At 38.0% G+C, this 21,033-nt stretch carries 13 protein-coding genes and 2 pseudogenes; 13 read left to right on the top strand and 2 right to left on the bottom strand.

Going from position 1 to position 21,033, the window contains the following annotated elements; genetic code table 11:
- Positions 1-180 precede the first annotated feature (180 nt).
- Positions 181-1,221 carry an acyltransferase family protein gene (locus FD27_RS07805; RefSeq protein WP_057752319.1) on the top strand — a complete coding sequence of 347 codons (1,041 nt, stop codon included), beginning with the start codon at positions 181-183 and terminating at the stop codon, positions 1,219-1,221.
- Between the two features lie 51 nt (positions 1,222-1,272).
- Here FD27_RS07805 and FD27_RS07810 read toward each other — a convergent pair whose 3' ends face one another.
- Entirely contained in the window at positions 1,273-2,007 is a 735-nt protein-coding gene (locus FD27_RS07810) for a hypothetical protein (RefSeq protein ID WP_057752322.1), read from the bottom strand.
- Positions 2,008-2,294: 287 nt separating this feature from the next.
- On the opposite strand from FD27_RS07810, the gene FD27_RS07815 reads away from it, so the two are divergent.
- The 7 genes from FD27_RS07815 to FD27_RS07840 all read left to right on the top strand — a co-directional run bounded on the left by FD27_RS07815 (position 2,295) and on the right by FD27_RS07840 (position 13,322).
- Positions 2,295-3,581 (top strand): NlpC/P60 family protein, encoded by a 1,287-nt coding sequence (locus FD27_RS07815; RefSeq protein WP_057752325.1) that lies wholly within the window; start codon positions 2,295-2,297, stop codon positions 3,579-3,581.
- Between the two features lie 31 nt (positions 3,582-3,612).
- Positions 3,613-4,119, top strand: coding sequence for a hypothetical protein (locus FD27_RS07820; RefSeq protein WP_057752328.1), 507 nt, complete (start codon positions 3,613-3,615; stop codon positions 4,117-4,119).
- A 369-nt stretch (positions 4,120-4,488) separates the two neighbouring features.
- Positions 4,489-6,075, top strand: a complete 1,587-nt coding sequence (locus FD27_RS07825; RefSeq protein WP_057752331.1) for a hypothetical protein — start codon at positions 4,489-4,491, stop codon at positions 6,073-6,075.
- Between the two features lie 130 nt (positions 6,076-6,205).
- Entirely contained in the window at positions 6,206-8,107 is a 1,902-nt protein-coding gene (locus FD27_RS07830; RefSeq protein WP_057752334.1) for a hypothetical protein, read from the top strand.
- A 352-nt stretch (positions 8,108-8,459) separates the two neighbouring features.
- Positions 8,460-8,579, top strand: coding sequence for a KxYKxGKxW signal peptide domain-containing protein (locus tag FD27_RS09080; protein ID WP_083482719.1), 120 nt, complete (start codon positions 8,460-8,462; stop codon positions 8,577-8,579).
- 27 nt (positions 8,580-8,606) lie between these two features.
- Positions 8,607-10,883 carry a peptidoglycan amidohydrolase family protein gene (locus tag FD27_RS07835; RefSeq protein WP_057752336.1) on the top strand — a complete coding sequence of 759 codons (2,277 nt, stop codon included), beginning with the start codon at positions 8,607-8,609 and terminating at the stop codon, positions 10,881-10,883.
- Positions 10,884-11,045: 162 nt separating this feature from the next.
- Positions 11,046-13,322: a KxYKxGKxW signal peptide domain-containing protein gene (locus tag FD27_RS07840; RefSeq protein ID WP_057752339.1), complete on the top strand. Its 2,277-nt coding sequence runs from the start codon at positions 11,046-11,048 to the stop codon at positions 13,320-13,322.
- Positions 13,323-13,369: 47 nt separating this feature from the next.
- Here the strand turns inward: FD27_RS07840 and FD27_RS07845 are convergent, their stop codons facing one another.
- A complete protein-coding gene (locus FD27_RS07845; protein WP_057752342.1) occupies positions 13,370-14,776 on the bottom strand; it encodes an LCP family protein in 1,407 nt (468 codons plus the stop codon).
- A gap of 252 nt (positions 14,777-15,028) precedes the next feature.
- On the opposite strand from FD27_RS07845, the pseudogene FD27_RS07850 reads away from it, so the two are divergent.
- The 5 genes and pseudogenes from FD27_RS07850 to FD27_RS07870 form a co-directional block, all read left to right on the top strand.
- Positions 15,029-16,621, top strand: a pseudogene (locus FD27_RS07850) (SEC10/PgrA surface exclusion domain-containing protein); the annotation flags it as partial.
- A gap of 142 nt (positions 16,622-16,763) precedes the next feature.
- Complete coding sequence (locus tag FD27_RS07855; protein WP_057752348.1) at positions 16,764-16,970, top strand: hypothetical protein; 207 nt, start codon at positions 16,764-16,766, stop codon at positions 16,968-16,970.
- A 142-nt stretch (positions 16,971-17,112) separates the two neighbouring features.
- Entirely contained in the window at positions 17,113-18,909 is a 1,797-nt protein-coding gene (locus FD27_RS07860; RefSeq protein ID WP_057752351.1) for a glucosaminidase domain-containing protein, read from the top strand.
- A gap of 113 nt (positions 18,910-19,022) precedes the next feature.
- Complete coding sequence (locus tag FD27_RS07865) at positions 19,023-20,132, top strand: AI-2E family transporter (protein WP_057752354.1); 1,110 nt, start codon at positions 19,023-19,025, stop codon at positions 20,130-20,132.
- A 73-nt stretch (positions 20,133-20,205) separates the two neighbouring features.
- Positions 20,206-21,033, top strand: a pseudogene (locus tag FD27_RS07870) (hypothetical protein); the annotation flags it as partial.

Consider the following 21,033-nt stretch of genomic DNA (forward strand, 5'->3'; position numbering starts at 1 on the left):
ATCTTCTTTTTCATTTTTAATCAAATATATTTATTGATCACTCAAGTTATTGTTGAGATATATGATTATATAGGAATAATCATCTACTTGACAAAATTGATTAGTACCTATATATTTAATGATCGACTTGATATGTATATAATTATGGATATAGTTGTCTTTTAAATGGTAGGGTGGAATATGAATCATAAAGTTACTTATGAGGGAATTGATTGTTTAAAAGTTGTGGCAGCCATTGGAATAGTTGCAATTCATACGCATGTACCTTTATTTGAAACAATAGGTAGGTTAGGATTGCCTTTTTTTTCAATCGTTACGAGTTTCTTTTTCTTTAAACACTATTTAAGACTGAATAGTCATGACGATAGGAAGCATTACTTAAAGAAGTTCGAGGTTAGGTTACTATGGTTGTATGGCTTGTGGCAGATTATTTACCTTCCTTTAGCGGTAAAAAATAGTTATTCGTTCTTCAGAACTAATGGTTGTCATGTCTTCAGTTTTTTTAAATACATTTTTGATTTATTATTCAAACTATGGCCCTCCAATGTGAATGGATGGTTTCCATCCTGGTACATAATTGGGATGATAATTGCGCTTCCCTTCTCCTTATTTGTTTATAAATATGTTTTTAGAAAAAACAAGTATCTTTATGGAATGTTTTGTATTGTATTAGAAATATATTTTGTTTTATGTAGTGAACTTGGATTCTTGAGACTAATTAAATTAGAGTTGATTAATTCTGATTCATTTCCAAGATTGATAATTTATATTTTTATTGGGTATTTACTAGCGAAAAACTTGAATACCGTAAAGGGTTATAATTTGAGTAAAGTATCTATTTTAATGTGTGTACTTATCATTTGTTATTATCTGGAAAATCTTATAGTGAGTCACTTAGGTGGTTGCCTTAGTAATGATGAAACTATTTTGACTATGCCGACTAGTCTTGTTATTGTTATTTTTTCGATAATATATATTCCTAGGATTAATGAAGTACAATCAGAAAGTTTAAGAAGGTTCAGCACTTTTCTGTATTGTTTTCAAGCATGGTCATTAGCTGTTTTTGATTATTTAAATAGTAACAAATTCCACATTACTAGTTTCACTACTACTGCGGTTATGGACTTTATTTTTGTGATGATTACAGCTTGTGTTGCATTCTTCATTTATGATTACGTTGCACGTGCAACACATTGGAAATTTTGGAATTACATGGTTTAAATAAAAAAGACGAATCACAATTGTGATTCGTCTTTTTTATTTATGTAAGAATTAATGCTCATGCTCAATTGTTACATTAGATGGTAAGTAACCTGACCAATCTTGGTATTTCACTTCATTACTTCCAGGAATAGTCATTCGATCCATACCATCAGAGTCAACGTGATGGGTAACTCCATACTCGTCAGTCCAAACAGCAATATCACCTAATCCTAGCTGAACATTGCTGTGCGTACTTGACACGATCTGCGCGTTAGCTGGTAGTGGTCCTGACCAGTCCTGGTACTTTACTTGATCGCTTCCAGGAATAGTCATCCGATCCATTCCATCAGAATCGACGTGGTGAACTACACCATATTGATCAGTCCAAACAGCGATATCACCTAATCCTAATTGAATTGAGCTTGATTGTTGTTGAGGTTGATTCTTAATCTGTGCAGACTGAGTTTGGCTGTTGTTTACAAACGATTGACTATTAGCATTAGAGATGCCGGTTGTTGGTTGTTGGTAATTGCCAATACTTTCTGATCCGGATGAACTTGTTAAATGAGTAGATTCTTCACTTTCTGTGGTAGAAGAACTTACAGAGGTTGAGCCATTTTGAGCATATTTATTAGATTTTGTAATAGCTTTATGACTACCGCTATGTTTGACAACCTTAGCACTAGATGGTTGATTATTTTTATGAGTTGTTGTAGCAGATTGGCTGATACCACAACCACCAAGACCTAAGATAAGTGCAATGGCTAGGGAAGTGTTTAGTATCTTCTTACTTACTTTTAGCATTATGATGCACCCCTTTCATTCTCCATAGTTTCCTCTTCATATTTATTGTAACATTTTTGCAACATTATCGTAAGGTGCATGAAATATAACAGCTGATAATTTATTGAGACTGTGTTTATCATTTCTAAATTACTAACCTTTTACTTTATGACAAAAAATTGCACTAATGTTACAAAGTGACTACATTCGATAACAAAGTCGCGACATTCCTTATTTTTCTAAAAATTAAGAGTATATTAATAATCGTTGTGAAACGGAAGAAAAGTAAAGGAGCTGTTTTTAGTTTTATGGAAAAGAAACGTTTTAAGTTATACAAGAGTGGTAAGCAATGGTTGAGCATGGCATTAGTTGCTGTTGCTTCTTTAACCCTTGGTATGACGATGGCTACTATTGATGGCCAAGCAGATGCTTCTATCCAAAACGATACAGTTGTAACGACACAGGTTGCTGATCAAAATATCCAACAATCTGCCAATGCCACTACTTCAATGGCTACTGCTAGTCAAACAACTGCAGGTAACACTACTACTGGTGTAAATCAAGCTGACAACTCCGCTAGTAATGGTGAGGTTAAACCAACTACTACTGGTTTAGTACAACGAAACAATAGCACGTACTACTACAATGCCAATTCTCAAAGCTATGTTACAAATACATGGGAAAACGTTAACAATAGTTGGTACCATTTTGGCGACGATGGTTCTGCAACTACAGGCTGGTACCAATCTCAAGCAGGGTTATGGTACTATTTCCAAAATACTGGTGTTGCTCAAACTGGTTGGTTCAAGTCCCAAGCCGGACTTTGGTATTACTTTAACTCAACTAATGCCTGGGCTGATGAAGGCTGGCAAAACATCAATAATAACTGGTACCACTTTGATGAGACCAATGCGTGGGCTACTACAGGCTGGTACAAATCTAATGCTGGTAACTGGTACCACTTTGATGAAACTAATGCCAACGCCACTACTGGTTGGTATAAATCCCAAGCCGGACTTTGGTACCACTTTGATGAAACTAATGCTTGGGCAAATACTGGTTGGTTTAAGTCCCAAGCAGGACTCTGGTATTACTTCGACCCAACAAACGCTTGGGCTGATACTGGATGGCAATCTATTAATAATGTTTGGTACTACTTCGACCCAACAAACGCTTGGATGTTAACTGGTACGCAAACTATCAATGGTAAGACTTATCACTTTAATGCTGATGGTTCATGGGCAGACGATCACAGTGCTGCTGTTGCTAAGGCAATGTCTGTCCGTGGTACTGCTTATGTTTGGGGCGGAAACAACCCATCGACTGGTTTTGACTGCTCAGGTTTAGTACAATGGGCATATGGACTTGGTAGTAACTACCGCACAACTTATACCCAACAAACTTTAGGTGCACACCATTATGATGTTGCTAATGCTCCAAAGGGTTCTTTATTATTCTTTGGTAGCGATAGTGCTCCTTACCACGTTGCTATTTCCCTGGGGAATGGTGCTTACGTTCACGCTCCGCAACCAGGTGATGTTGTCAAGGTTGGTTACACTAAGTACTACGCAGCAAGTTACTACGTTGTTTTATAATTGAACCGTGACAATGAAGGAGAGTGTCAACATGCCTAAGAAATTACTAACCCTATTTGCCGCAGGTGCAATGACCATGGCATTAGCTGCTTGTGGTAACGAGAATACTACCAGTCATAAGTCGGCTGACCATGCTCGTAGTGAAAAAGTTGTGAAACATTCTAGCTCAGTTACGAAGAGTGAATCATCTGCTATAACAGCTTCATCCCAGAGTGGAAGTACCACGACTAGTTCTAAAAATGCTGCTGCCAATTACTCAGTGGCTAAATCAAATGGTGCTACCTCCAGCAAGGTTAAGTCCAACCAAACTGCTTCGACACGGTCACCAATGACTGCTCAAGATGCTAAGGACATTGTTAAGGAACACTTATTAGCTGTTATTAACGATGCTGGTATCAACGGTAAGCCGAAGCCAAATGTTCCATCAATGGACGAAATCGATTCTTACACAACTACTCAAAACGGTATGAATGACTGGACAGTTAGTGGTAATGGTCATACTTACCACGTCACGGCCACTTCAGTTACTGAAGAATAAAGATAATGTAAGCTATTCCCATTTGTTGGGAATAGCTTACATTATCAGTGATCTATAGTAGGTACTCTTAAATTGGTAATAATAAAGGGCACGCATGATGTAAGTAATATATACGTAGTTTTGATTAGACGATCGTTTGTTAGCAGTTATAGTTATTTAATGTAGACAGTGTGCATGTAAATGAAACTCATATTTGTTAAAAGGACAGGTAGCTGGATTATACTTATTTACTTGTTGATGGTTTTTGACTTGTAAAAAATTCGTTCTTTTATTTCACATGTAATTATAATAAAGTGTATCTTATAAAAAGACTTCATTTCATTAATGAAAATGGAAAATCATAATATATCATTATTCAAGAGGTTAAACATGCAACGATTTAAGCCCATTTATTGGCAATATTATTTGTTATTTTTTTTAAATGCTTTAATAATTTTTATTTTAATTTTCCGACAAGGAATAATTTGTGGATGGGATCTCCAATTTCATCTCAATCGAATTGAAGAATTACATTACAGTCTTTTAAGTGGACACTTACTAGCTTCAAACGGTAGCTTTACCTTTTCAAAGATTGGTTTAGCTGTTAGTACATTTTATCCATACCTATTCCTATATCCATTTGCAATTATGCGGAGTCTAATAAATCCAGTTATCGCTTATAATGTTTGCTTGTTTTTTTTGACGTTGCTATCGTTTATTGTTTCTTATAAAGCCATTAACAACTTCCCCAGTCAAAATAGGCATACAGAATCAGGTGATTTGGGGTTTCTATTCAGTTTAATTTACAATAACAGTGGTTATTTATTGCTACAGTTTACCCAACGCGGAGATATTCCCGAATATATTGCTTTAATCTTTTTACCACTGCTTTTAATGGGGTTACTAAGTCTCCTTAAGCAACCTAATTCGAAAAAATGGTTGTGGATGCCTATAACATTTGTATTTATTGTTTATAGCCATCTTTTGTCAGCTTTTATATTTACTTTGTTCATAATTGTGATATTATGCCTTAATTATCGTCAATTAGACAAAATTAAACTTAAAAAGTTGCTTTTATCTGGAGTAATAATCTTAGGATGCACTTTACCCATCACACTAAATATCATAATCTCAAATCACAACAATAAAATAGTTGCACCAATTGTTCCTGATACATTACAAAACGAAGCCCTTAAATCTAATGACCTTTTAATTAATTCGCTTGCCAATCTTGTTCCTGGGCCACTTTCGACAGTAAACTTGGGATTTGTAGTGTTAATTTGCACATTTATTAGTTTATTTATTCTACGTGGCTATAACTCGTTAGGAAGACAGTTAGCAGTTATTGGCTTATTTGCTCTAATACTCTCGACCAATCTATTCCCTTGGTTTATTTTTCAGCATACGCCATTACATATAATTCAATTTCCATGGCGCTTTCTGGGTATCGCCACCTTCTGCATTGCATATGATGCTTCATGGGTCCTTCAGCCGTTAATAAATAAAAGGGGTATCTTGTTTCTGATTTTTATAACCATTAACTTCATCACGTTCAATTACATTCATAATTATGTTCATAATGGTAATCAGATTATTGCGTATAAACAAATAAGACAATATAGGAAAATGGCCACTGATGCAGTTTATACTGATTACATGCCAGAGCAAACTCTGACTGGTATGGATAAAGCAACTTACTTTAGGAAAAAGTCTGATATTCACCGACATGTTGCCGTTATCAATGGTCATAAAGTTAAACTTTTTCAACAACAAATAAAGCCAGGGTACAACCGCATTAGTTATACATTGACTAGTTTAAAGCCGGACCGAATAAATTATGTTACGTTACCGTTATTGAATTATGGTAATAACCATGCTAGTCATGGAATTACCGCGAAACAAACAAGCCGGGGTACTACTATGATTGCATTTATCCCTAAAAGTGATAAGCAAGTAGTAACTATTTATCTTCATTAATTTAAGGGCAGTATTCTATACTTTTCAAAAATAAGAATATTAATTGTACTAATTTATTATTAGTGATTGATTTAGTCATATTTGTTATATAATATAAACGTATTTTTTGTGGTTTTGGGAGGAGAATCTTATGAAAAAACGCAAGGCACTTTTAGTTTGTGTGAGTGTATTAGCTGGTCTCACTTTAGCAAATGCAGTTCATGCAGATAGTAATAATTCAAATATTGATCAATCGGCAGTGACAACTAGCAATGTTAAACCAGTTAATAGCTCTGTTATTTTAAATAATGTTGCCAATGGAAGTTATGCTGCAGCTTCAGATGGTGAAAATGTTGATACTAATACAACTTCTAACCAGGAAGTAACGGTGACAGCCAGTACGCAACAAGCACGGGCAGGTATTGCAACTCATATATATTTTGATGGGAAAGATGCTACAGCTTGGAGTTCAGATACCGATGGCTATCATCCAGTAGCTTATTTGTATGATGAATCGGGTAATTTGGTAACTAAACCAGGTTGGCACCATTTTGACAATGCTTTCTATCATGTAGGTGTTTATGACTCAAATAATCCGTCCCAGTATGACGATATTGTTAAATATGGCGCCTGGTTTTATGTTTTCGAGAATGGTCAAGCAGCAATTAGATGGCAAAAGATTGATGGAAATTGGTTTTATTTCTCTTATGGTAAAGCCGGTTGTGGTGAAATGTACGAGAATGGGACATATGTAACACCAGATTCTAATAACTATTATGTAACATCAGTTTTAGCTACTTTTGATCAGAATGGTCATTGGATTGGCAGCAAGAGTTTGGATTCATCTGACGATACTTCGTCTAATAATAATCCATTTAATGATGATTCATCTGATAGTAATTCCTCTTACAATAATGATGGTTGGAACAAGAATAATGGTTCTTGGCAGTATCTACAAAATGGTCAACCAGTTACTGGATGGAAATATATTAATGGTCACTGGTACTACTTCAATGAAGATGGTAATGCGCTAACAGGATTTAAACAGGTCAATGGTCACTGGTATAACTTTGATAGTTCAAATACCAACACTACTACCGGTTGGCAGTATATTAATGGTCATTGGGTATACTTTGATCCTCAAAATACATGGGCAGACGAAGGCTGGCAGTATATTAATAGCCACTGGTACTACTTCCAAGGGAACAATAATGAAGCTCCTTCAGCGGTAACAGGTTTGCAAACCATTAACCATCATCATTACTATTTTGATCCCACGAACACCTGGGTAGTGACTAGCTGGCAAAAGATCAATGGTCACTGGTATTATTTTGATCCCACAAATACATGGGCAGTAACTGGTTGGTTCCAATCGGGCGCTGGTAACTGGTATTACTTTGACAGTAATGGTGAAGCGGTAACTGGCTGGCAAACCATTAACCATCATAAGTACTACTTTGATACCACGAACGCCTGGGCAGTAACTGGTTGGCAAAAGATCAATGGTCACTGGTATTATTTTGATCCCACAAATACATGGGCAGTAACCAGTTGGTTCCGATCAGGCGCTGGCAACTGGTATTACTTTGATAGTAATGGTGAAGCGGTAACCGGCTGGCAAACCATTAATAAGCATAATTATTACTTTGATACTTTAAATGCTTGGGCAGTAACCGGTTGGAATGATATTAATAATAAGTGGTACTACTTTGATACCCTAAATACATGGGCACAAACCGGTTGGTTCAAATCAGGCGCTGGCAACTGGTATTACTTTGACAGTAATGGTGAAGCGGTAACCGGCTGGCAAACTATTAATCATAATAAGTATTACTTTGATACCTTAAACACTTGGGCAATAACCGGTTGGCAAAAACTTAATGGTGATTGGTATTACTTTGACCAAAATAACGCATGGGCTTATTCTGGTTGGAAGTGGATTAATAATAATTGGTATTACTTTGACCTAATTAGTCATAAGATGTACACGGGAAATCACATTATTAATGGCAAAAACTATTCATTTAACAATAATGGTCAGTGGATTAATTAAGTGAAAATAATAAAAATGATCTCCGTATATGGAGATCATTTTTTTATGATATATATTGAAAGCCAAGGAGAAGAGTGTCTATAAAGTAATATTACAAGCCTGATAAGAGCGTCCAATATTTTTTAAAATGTCAATTTAAAAGGTTCTGCACGCTTTTGTAATCAGAGCAATTGGATAATTAAATTTGTTGTAACGTTTTAAGTCAATTGACTTTTAAAGTTTGAAAAATCAAATGATATTAAGTTGATTAAGAACTGACAGCCTTCTCTTTGCTATGTTGACAGATAAATGGATGTATTATAAAATGATGACCGTTTGAAGGACAAAAAAATTTAACCAAGGGAGGATAATAATGTCCATAAAGAAGCATTATAAATTATATAAAGCTGGCAAGCAGTGGTGCACTGCTGCAATTGCTACCATGGCAGTGTTTTCACGTCCATTTTTTCGTGCTAAGATACATTGTGGTTAGTTTAAATATGCGGGAGGAGTTTTTTTGATGAAGCAACATTATAAAATATATAAATCAGGTAAATTATGGATAACAGCTTGTATCTTGACATTAGGGTTACTAAGCTTTACTGGTACTGCAAATGCGCAAACAGAAAACATGGAGACAAGTACTCCACAAAATGAACAAAGAACACAACCTGTTAATAAAGCACAACATGTAACAAGTATTAATGGTTATACAGAGAAGAATGGACAATGGCAATCTTCTGACGGTCAATTAGCAAATGGTTGGCAAACGGATCAGAACAATTGGTACTATTTCCAAGACGGTCAAAATTCTTCGTCTTGGAAATGGATTAACAATAATTGGTACTATATGAATCCTGACAGTCATATTATGGAAACAGGATTACAAAATATTAATAATGCGACGTATTACCTTAATGAGCAACATGATGGTACATATGGGGCAATGAAAACTGGTTGGCAGAATGTTAATAACAATTGGTACTATTTTGCCAATAATGGTTCTGCCCGTACTGGTTGGCAGTGGTTAGATCATAATTGGTACTACTTTGATCCAACAACATCCATCATGCAAGCAGGTCTTAAACAAATCAATAACAAGGGCTATTACTTGAATGACCAGCATAATGGCGCTTTTGGTGCAATGATGAATGGCTGGCAAAATATTAATGGCAAGTGGTATGGATTTGGTGGTCCAAGTGATGGTTCTGCCTTAACCGGTTGGCACTATATTAATAAAAATTGGTATTACTTTAACAACAATGGTGAAGCCCGTACTGGTTTTCAAACTATTAACGGTCATCAATACTATTTTGACCCCACTAATGCATGGGCATTGCGTGGTTGGCAAAGTTTAAATAATGATTGGTACTACTTTGATCCAAGCAATGTATGGGCATTATCCGGGTGGCAGAACTTAAACGGTTGGTTCTACTTCTCTCCAGAAAGTTATAAATCATTAAATGGCCTACAAACAATCAATAATCATTTGTACTACTTAAATGACCAGCATGATGGAACTTTTGGAATGATGAAGACTGGCTGGCAAAACGTTAACGGTAATTGGTATTACTTCAATAGTAATGGTGACGCACTATCCGGTTGGCAAACTATTACAGGATATCATTATTACTTAAATCCTGCTAATTATCAGATGATGACTGGTATCCAAAAATTAGACAACAACTACTACTTCTTTGGACCATCTGGTAATCAAGAAACAGGACTAGTTTACAATTCGACAACAGGCTTACTTCAGTACTATGATCCATCAACCGGAACCCGGCAGATATCAGCAATGTTAAATGGTCAAACACTGACCTTTAATTCTACTACTGGTGATCTAGACACCACTAATATCACTAACGGTTTAGTCCTGCTTGGTAATAATCGTTACTTTTTCTTGAAGAACTCTAATCGTTTTGACGCTAATGATTGGCAGAAAATAAATGGTTCTTGGTACTATTTTGGCTCTAATGCCGCTGCTACCACCGGTTGGTATAAGTCAGCCGCTGGTAACTGGTATTTCTTCAACCCAGATGGAACCGCTCGTACTGGCTGGCAATCTATCAATGGGCATTGGTACTTATTTGATGCCCTCAACGCTAATGCAATTACTGGTTGGTACAAGTCTAATGCAGGATTTTGGTATTACTTCGATCCTACTAATGCTTGGGCTGATACTGGGTGGACATTTGTAAATCACAATTGGTATTACATGGATCCAACCAATGCCAATATGTATACTGGTGGTCATTGGATTAATGGCCATTGGGTAAACCTACAAAGTAATGGGGCATTCGTTGGCTTTAGTCAGCGAGTAATCAATTGGTTCTTAGCCCGGGAAGGTAAGTTAACCTACTCCATGTATGGCTCTAGAACTGGGGCTGATGGTACCGCCGATTGTTCAGGATCGATGACTCAAGCTGTTTGGAGTGCTGGTGGTCGTACACCTGCCCACACGTATTCAACTCTTGATTTAGGTAGGTACTTATTACAAAATGGTTATTACATTGCCGGATATGGCCGTGGTGTTCAGAATGTTCAATATGGTGATATTGTCATTTGGGGTACTCCTGGTGCTTCTGCTGGTGGTGTTGGCCACACAGTCGTGATTTCAACAGCAGGTCCTGATCCAATGTGCATTTCAACTTGTGGATATTACTGGAGTGAAAATCCATATTCTCACTATGGTGCTGCTGGTAAAGCTGTACAAGAATTTAATTATCAATGGTACTGGAATGAAGACGACCGGCCATATCAAATGGTTTACCGGCCAAACTTCTATTGGGCATAGCAAAGCAATAGTAAGATCCATTCATATATAAAGGATTACAGGGATCAATACCTCTAGCGTTTGTTCAATTAAAGCGCTAGAGGTATTTTGCATAATTGCACATTTTATGTATAATGTTATCGTTTTATAATAAAATATTATGGATTATCGAGGAGGAGAATATTGAAAGAACACATTAAGTTATACAAATCAGGTAAACTGTGGGTCAGCGCTCTTGTGGCTGCCTTAACAGTTACGATTGGCGTAGGAACCGCATTTGCAAATGATAATGTAACTAATAACGAACCGACCGCTCAACTGACAGCTAATAATGATGTTGCAAGCACAATGCCGGATAGTATTAACGGGTATGTTAAGCATAACCAAAACGGTAATGTGACATACCAAAATGATGCTGGTCAGAACCTAACTGGTTGGCAAAATGCTAATAATAGTTGGTACTATTTTGATGATAATGGTAGTGCCCATACGGGTTGGTATCAGAGTCCAGCCGGCAATTGGTATGATTTCAAAGAAAATGGCCAGGCACAGTCCGGCTGGTACCAATCACAAGCGGGGGCATGGTATTATGCTGATCCCACAAATGCTTGGAACTTAACTGGCTGGCAAAATTTAAACAATAATTGGTACTACTTTGATCCTATTCAAACCTGGGCGAGAACCGGTTGGCAATGGATCAATGATAATTGGTTCTATTTCGATCCAACTAATCATGGGCAAATGTTAACGGGAATTCAGCGGATTGATAATCAAACATATTACATGAATGAGCAACATGATGGTACTTACGGGGCGATGAAACGCGATTGGCAATATGTTGATGGCCATTGGTATGACTTCGATAATGGTGGGGCCGCGCACCAAGGTTGGTTGCTGACGCCATTTAATAATTGGTATTATTTTAACCAACAAGGGCAAGCTCAGACTGATTGGTACCAAGTAAATGGTCACTGGTACTATGGAGATCTTACCAATGCATGGACTTTACGTGGTTGGCATTGGTTGTCAGATGGCTGGCATTATTTTAATCCTAACCAAACCTGGCTAGATGAAAATTGGCAATGGCTCGATAACAGTTGGTATTATTTTGATCCAGCTAATCATGGATTAATGTTAACTGGTTTTCGACAAATTAATGGTCAACATTACTACTTTAACGAACAACACGATGGTTCGTATGGTGCTATGAAGACTGGTTGGCAGTGGATCAATGACGGTTGGTATTACTTTACTGATTCAGGAAGTCAACTTTTTAGTTGGCAAAATATTAATGGTACTACATATTACTTAGATCCAACAACTGGGCTGATGGCAACGGGCGATACGATAATTGATGGTAATCATTACTACTTTAACTTATCTTCTGGTGCGCAAGAGAAGGGCATGCTACTTAACCCTATGACAGGAAAACTGAATTACTATGATGAGCAATCAGGTATCCGCCAAACTAGTGTTGATGGCTATACATTTAACTCTGTTACGGGAGATATCAATACCGATAATTTGACAAATGGCCTAAATACCATATATGGCCACGTTTACTTCTATAACAAAGCCAGTGATCGTTTTGCAAGTAATGAGTGGAAACAAATTAACGGTAGTTGGTATTACTTTAATGACAATGGTGTAGCGCCAACTGGCTGGTTTAAATCAAATGCCGGAAATTGGTACTACTTCAACAATAATGGTGCTGCCAAAACTGGTTGGTTCCAATCACCAGCTGGCTTCTGGTATTACTTTGATCCGACAAATGCTAATGCAACAACTGGCTGGCGCTACATTAATAATAATTGGTACTACTTTGCTGACGGCTATGAATGTCAACATGGTACCGGCGCTTGGGTAAGGACCGATAATAATTACGGCCAAATGTATACTGGTGTGCAATGGGTTGATGGTCACTGTTATAACTTTGGTGCAAGTGGTGCTGAAACTGCTGAACCATGGAACGATTGGTGGAGTTGGCCATTCCCATCTTCTGGCGAAGGTTACTTCTTACCAGGACAAGCATTTGGTTACTCATCATATCCACGAAAGAATCATTATCATGATGGATTAGACTTTGGTGTATCAGATCATCCGGGTTATGAGGTCCATGCTGTTCACGGTGGAAAGGTCTTAGATGTAACTACCTGTGATGATGATAATGGACAACCAATGTGGTGGTATGTCACCATTTGGGATGGTAAGTATTTATATGTTTACCAAGAAGCATTTAGTAATCGTAATAAAATTGCAGTAAGTCCTAATGATATTGTTTACCCAGGCCAAGTAATTGGCTGGCGTGATCTAAGCCACTTACATTTAGGGATTAACACTAGCCCTAATTACGAAATGGATTTGAATCATTCTTTCCAACCAAGTTGGTATGATTCAAATGCAGCAACTGGTAGTGGGTACTGGCTTAATCCTGAAACGGTAATTCGCAATCATGGTTAAATGAAAAAATTGCTCCCTAGCATTATTGCTAAGGGGCAATTTTTGTTTTAATATGCAAATATTCGCCGAGGAGTTTGATATTGAGCTCTGGCCCTGATGCCATTAGTTGAAGGGACCGTTCGTTGTTCATAGCGTGGTTCTTCATAAGGACTAGTTGAATCATAAGGATTAGTGTTTATAGTACTGGATTTTGCCTTGTGATGAGAGCTACCAGTGACGTAATCACTGCCATTGCCTGAACCAGGATCGTTATAACTGGCACCACCAGGAAGAATGAAGTCTGTATGCACAACACCATCATATAGTGGTTGCGACTTATACATCTTGGTTTCATGGTTCGTAACTTTCTTATACTTTAAACCTAGTTCTTTACGAACCAACTTAGATATCCGGTTAATTTCCTTTGGACTAGCAATTTGGAATGAAACGCCATCGATTGTCGCATCTTGTCCCTTGAAGTGGTAAGTCGTTACGCTATTCATTGCGGCGTGGTAATTACCATAAAGGGTGGCAATATCGTCAATTGGAATATTCGTTTTTACACCATCTTTGACGGCATCGATCATTTTATTTGCAGTTCCAATAGATCCAGAAGCCTTAAACTTATGAATAACACTTTCAATGATTTGTTGTTGACGCTTTTGTCGACCATAATCGTTATTAGGATCGCTGTAACGCATCCGCGAATACTTCAGCGCTAACTCACCATTTAAGTGTTGTTTGCCTTTCTTGAAGTGGTGACCTTCGTAAGTAAATGCAAAGGGATTATCAACGGTGACGCCGCCAACCGTATTAACGACTTTTTTCAGAACCCCCATATTAAGCACCGCATAGTAATCAATTGGTACATTTAATAATTCAGAAACTTGCTTAACAGTTTTCTTAGGACCACCAAGAGCATAAGCGGCATTAATCTTCACGTAATCGGGTCCATCTTTGGTATTTACTCGGACTAAGGTATCACGAGGGATACTGGTCATCGTAATTCGTTTAGTTTTGGGATTAATGGTGAATAATTCAAGAGAGTCAGTATTTCCACCAGTATTGCCCCGGGTAAGGGCTCCAACATCGGTACCCATTGCCAAGACAGAAACCGGCTCACCTTTTTGTAATTTTTTACTAATTTGACCGTTGCCATTACCAAAAATATTGGATGCAGCAGAGTGAATTTTATGGTATTCATAGCCACCACCAATTAGAAGCAGAATAACGATGGCCCAGATAATGTCTTTGACCCACCGTGGTGTCCGATAGTGATGAACTTTGGGTATTTGGACAGACTTTGCTGATGGTTGATAATGAGTATCCGGACGTTGTTTTCGTGTTCGCTTGTGCCAACCGAATTTTGATGAAGAAGAAGGCTTCTCGTTGGCTTCATCTTCTTGAACCTTAGCTTGAATTCTTTTTTCTAGTTTTCGTCGATATTCTTCGCGTGATTCGTGATTATCATTCATAAGACAATACCCCAATCGAAAATTCTAACTTTTTAACTATACTATAAGAAATAGTTGGATTTCAATTTTTCATGGTAACTTTAAAACTTATATTACTTTTGACAATATAACATTATACACCTGACAATGAAATATCATCTAACTGTAACCACATCGGTTAATATTATATAGTACAATATATGGATAGTAACAATTTGAAGTAGGAGGGATTTATTAATGCAAAGAAGTGCTCAGTTAATAGCATTGACTGTAATGACGACAGCGTTAGGAATTATAGCTAGTGACTATAACGTTAAAGCCGATGCAACTGAACCAACAACGCAAACTGTTCAAGTAACGACTAATACAAACCAATCATATGATTTGTATTCCAATCAGCTTGTAAATATTCATAACGATGTTCGTTACGGGGAACAATCAATTTATTTACCTGCGGGATTCACTCTACAAAATATTACAAATGTTGACGATTCTGCATCTGCTCAAGCACTGCAGAATCAAGTTAAAAAGCCAGGACTAGAGAATAATAATTACATGTCTAACCAGCAGGCTGCTCAGGAACAAATTGAAATTAATAATCTGACGAATGATCAGGTTACCCAAATGAACCAATATGCATTAGGATTGGTTAATCAAGTGCGCTATGAACTAGGTGTGGAACCATTCGGCCAAAATCAGGGAAGCATTAATGCTGTAAAGGGAATGGCCCTTCAATACCAAGATAAGAATGAATCGTTATTAAATGGTAGTTGGCACGATGCTAGTATTTTACAAAATCACAGTGAAAATATTTCATCCTTCCAAATCTATGATGATCATATTGCTGGATTAGGATTCAAATCTTTTGCGGCAGCCAAGGGTAAGGATTTTGAAGATGATCATAGTGTACCTCTTTTTAGTGTGGAAACGATGGATGATCTTCGGGCAATGATTTACTATGGCGTGATGGGGATGCTTTTCTATGATGCCCATGATACTTTCGGTCATGCCAAAAATTTCTTGACTTATTACCAACCGGTTAAGAATATGGGAGTTTATCCTTCGATCGTGGCTCAGACTAACCATAGCGGACGTTATTCTAACGGGCAACAGTTTGACTTTCAGGTAGCTGACGTTGATATGCACTTTATTTGGGCAAATCAAGATACTAACAGTCATTGGCAAAACAATGGTGGAAAATGGTCATACATATTTGTTACGAAAACCGGTAACGGAGATGGCCAAGAGACAACTAATCAAGCAAATGCCACAGGAATTCAACACATTAATGGCAATACTTATTACTTCGACAATAGTGGTGTGATGCAGACGGGTTGGCAACTTTTGAATAACCATTGGTATTATTTCCAAGATAGTGGAGCTGCAGCAACGGGCTGGCAGTGGATTAATGGTCATTGGTACTTCTTTAACAATGCTGGTGTTGCCGATACTAGTTGGGGCAAGGTCAATCAACGTTGGTACTTTTTTGACCCAATCAATGCGTGGGCAAACTACGGTTGGCAATACCTATCTGGCGTCTGGTATTATTTTGACCCAACAAATGCATGGATGCAGACGAGTTGGCAGTCCATTAATCATTATTGGTATTATTTTGCTACTGATTCTGGCAAAATGATGACTGGAATTGTACCCATTAATAATGATTGGTATTACTTAGATAGTAATGGTGCAATGCAAGTTGGTTGGTGGAATATCAATGGTCATTGGTACCTGTTTAATCAAGACGGGAGTGGTGTAAAAAACTGGTATCGGTCCGCTGCTGGTAACTGGTACTTTTTCAACCAATATGGATATGCCCAGACTGGCTGGTACCAAACCGCTGCAGGTAATTGGTATTACTTTGATCCATACAATGCTTGGGCTCAAAAGGGCTGGTTCTGGTCCGGTGCAAACTGGTATTATTTCGACCCAATTAATGCCTGGGCTTTGAAAGGCCTTTCAATGCTTAAATGGTAATTGGTATTACTTTGATCTTACTAATTCTTGGATGGATCACGGGTGGCAACTGATTGATGGACATTGGTACTATTTCAATGTTAGTGGTCAGATGCTATCAGGATTAGTTTGGATTAATGGACGGCTATATTTCCTTAATCCATATCACGATGGTTCTTTTGGTGCCATGCTGACGGGACAACATAATGTCAATGGACGAACCTTATCATTTGATTCTACTGATGGTTGGTTAATATAATTAAATATCACAAAAAGATGACAATAGTTTTACAATTCAGTACGAATTGATTGAATCTATTGTCATCTTTTATTAACTCTCATATACTAAGAGACGTTGTAACATTATTTAGATGACGTACTTATTTGAGGAGGAGTACAAATTGGTTCACCGGAATCTTGCAAAATTTAATCAAATTAAAAAAGGCCTCTTAATGACGACTGCGGTCTTATCAGGAGCTCTTTTATTTGGTGTTCATTCCGCACATGCTGATGAACTAAGTAGCAGTACTACTAATTCAGCCAACATTAGTACGACTAACGTTAATACTATTCCTGAAAATATCAATGGATATGTTAAACAGGGCCTTGTTAACTCTGCGTGGGAAAATAGTAATGGTCAGCTGCTGAATGGTTGGCAAACAGTTGGCAGTGATTGGTATCATTTTAGCAATGGAACACCATCAACTGGCTGGCAATCCATCGACGATAATTGGTATTATATGAATCAAAATAGTGCCAAAATGGAAGTCGGTTTACAAAACATCAATAATCAAACTTACTACTTAAATGAGCAACATGATGGTACTTACGGTGCTATGAAGATTGGTTGGCAGTACTTGAATAATCACTGGTACTATTTCCAAAGTAATGGAGCTGCACAAACAGGCTGGGCAGACATTAACAACGCTAAATACTATTTAGACCCTAATACTGCACAGATGGCTACTGGAGATACAGAAGTTTCTGGGTTGCATTATTACTTTGATCCTTCTTCTGGCCATCAAATTAAAGGGATGGTATTTGATAATGCCAGTGGCAAACTGTCCTACTATGATGACCAGACTGGTATTCGTAAGGAAGTTTACAGTGGTCAGGCAAATAGTATTTCTAATTGGGCTGGTCAACATCAGACTAGTGAGTTAAAAGAAGGCTTAAATGTAATCAACGGTCAAGAGTACTACTACGATTCTAAAACTAAACGCTTTGTTTCAAATGAATGGAAGCAAATCAATAATAAGTGGTATTACTTTGGTCAGAATGGTCAAGCTACGAAGGACTGGTACAAGTCTGCAGCTGGTAATTGGTATTACTTTACTGATAATGGTTCAGCTCAAACTGGTTGGTTCAAATCTAAGGCCGGTTGTTGGTACTATTTTGATCCAACTAATGCATGGGCTCAAAAAGGTTGGTTTAAGTCTGCGGCTGGTTTATGGTATTACTTCGATCCTCAGAACGTCTGGGCAAAGACAGGCTGGTTTTGGAGTGGCTATAACTGGTATTATTTTGACTCAACCAATACTTGGGCAGACACCGGTTGGCAGTATATTAACAATAAGTGGTACTACTTTGACAAGACCAACGCATGGGCAGATACGGGATGGCAATTGATTGATGGTGCATGGTACTACTTTAAGAGCTCCTGCGCTATGGCCGCTAACGAAGCATTTACTGATGGTTCCAAGTCATACGAAGCAGATGTTTGGGGGCACACTCACGAAATCAGTGGTCACGCCGCGTTTCTCGCAAGTATTAAGCAAGCAGCTTTAGATGGCTGGCGGACATATGGAGTCCTTCCTTCTGTCACAGCTGCTCAAGCCATTTTGGAAAGTGCCTGGGGGCAATCTCGCTTAGCTACTGAGGGACATAATCTCTTTGGTATCAAGGGAAGTTACAATGGTCAATCTATTACCATGCGAACTGCTGAATATGGTGGTGGTGGTTATTATTACATCAATGCTGCCTTTCGGCGTTATCAAAGTAACTACGAAAGTGTAGTAGACCACGGTCGTTTCTTAGCAGTAAACTCGCGTTACCATAACCTATTGTGGAATCGTAATTACCGTGACGTTACTGCTAAATTACAATATGATGGTTATGCTACAGCACCTACTTACGCGGCTAGCTTAAATAACGTGATTGTCGCTAATGGCTTAGCAGCATGGGATTCAGAAATTTGATGCCATACAAACTTGCGTAAGTAGTTAGATGAATAATATAATTAATTAGCTCTCCAGAAAATGGGGAGCTTTTTTTAGTACTATTGAGGGAGCACTTATTAAGGAAGTTAATCATGAATAAACAAAAGTATTACCACTGGCTCTTTTGGCCAAGTGTCTTGTTAGTTATTGCGACTTTGATCTTTGTTTGTACAAAGATCCAGTTTGTTTTTAAACCTTTTCTCACCTTCATTTCGGTCATTTTTGTACCATTGATTATTTCGGGATTCTTGTATTATATGTTGAACCCCATTTTAAAATTATTGATGAAGGTCAGAATTGGCCGCTTTCAGATGAAAAAGGGGATTGCTAGTCTTTTAATTGTGGCCGTAATGATCCTGATCGTTTTGTGGGGAATTGCTTCATTGATTCCACCGGTTGTTAAGGAAATTACCCAGTTAGTAAATCACCTTCCCCAAACGGTCAGTGGGTTGCAGGGATTGTTAAACGACACGGTTAAACACTCGCCTTTAAAGCATGTCGACATGACCACTTACTACAAACAGTTTGACCACCAGCTAGCTGCCTATGCCCAAAAGATTCTGAAGGGTTTGAGTGGCCGAGTTGGCGACATCATTGGGGTAGTGACAAACGTAACGGTGGTCACAATCACCGTACCAGTGATGTTGTTCTACATGCTCAAAGATGGGTCAAAATTAGCTCCTAGTATCCAAAAGTGGTTATCACCACATCATGCTAAAGAAGTTAGCGACCTGCTCGGCAAGATGAATGATACACTGTCATCCTACATTGCTGGTCAAGTGATCGAATGCCTCTTCGTTGGTGTCTTCACTTCAATTGGTTACCTAATTATCGGTGAACCACTGGCGTTGGTCCTTGGAATCGCTGCCGGATTGTGTAACTTGATCCCATATGTTGGACCCTATATTGGAATTGCCCCAGCACTCTTTGTTGCATTGACAATGGCTCCTGACAAGCTGATTTGGGTAATCGTGGTCGTTATCGTTGTGCAACAAATCGACGGTAATATTGTTTATCCAAATATCATTGGTCGGAGCTTGAAGATTCACCCATTGACCATTATTTGCTTATTGTTAGCGGCTGGTCACATTGCTGGTGTGGGCGGAATGATTCTTTGTATTCCATTCTATGCGGTAGTTAAGACGGTGGTTGAATACATGTTTGATATTTATCGGATTGAGCATCCGGTGGAGAAAAATTAGTTTTCACCTGTTTTTCTTATATCAGAAGTGGTACATTTATGTTGTTTGTTACATATTAGGGGGTAATTGAATAATGAGAAATAGAAAATATTGGCTAATCTCAGCTAGTGTATTGTTGGGATTAGTATGTGGATCAGGAATGGTTCATGCGGATAGTAACACTGCGATAAATAATCAACCTAACGCTACCAACGTTACGAATGTCGTGACTACACAAAGTACTACCGCTAATGTAAACGTTACTACTACGCAAAATGGTAACTCTAGTACTAATGTTAACGTTAGTGAACAACCATCAAGCGTAATGAGTAACGCTAGTGCTCAAACTGATGCACAAAAAGCTGCTTATTATAGTAGCGGATGGCATGAGCAGAATAAACAGTGGACGTACTCTAAAGATGATGGTACTGAGGCCGAGGACGAATGGCTGTGGATTGATAATGCTTGGTATTATTTTGATGGTCCGATTATGGCAGCAAATGGCTGGCATGGTACGAAGTTAGCTGATGGAAGCTGGAAGGATTACTACTTTGATCAGTGGGGCCATTACATGACAAATACTTGGCATGTTTATAACGGCAGTTGGACATACTCTAAGGATGATGGTACTGCTGCTGAAGATCAGTGGTTATGGATTAATGGTCATTGGTATTATTTCGATAGCGAAGTAATGGCAGCAAATGGCTGGCATGGTACGAAGTTAGCTGATGGAAGCTGGAAGGATTACTACTTTGATCAGTGGGGCCATTACATGACAAATACTTGGCATGTTTATAACGGCAGTTGGACATACTCTAAGGATGATGGTACTGCTGCTGAAGATCAGTGGTTATGGATTAATGGTTATTGGTATTATTTCGATAGCGAAGTAATGGCAGCAAATGGCTGGCATGGTACGAAG

It is taken from the genome of Limosilactobacillus frumenti DSM 13145 (assembly GCF_001436045.1).
GTDB lineage: Bacteria > Bacillota > Bacilli > Lactobacillales > Lactobacillaceae > Limosilactobacillus > Limosilactobacillus frumenti.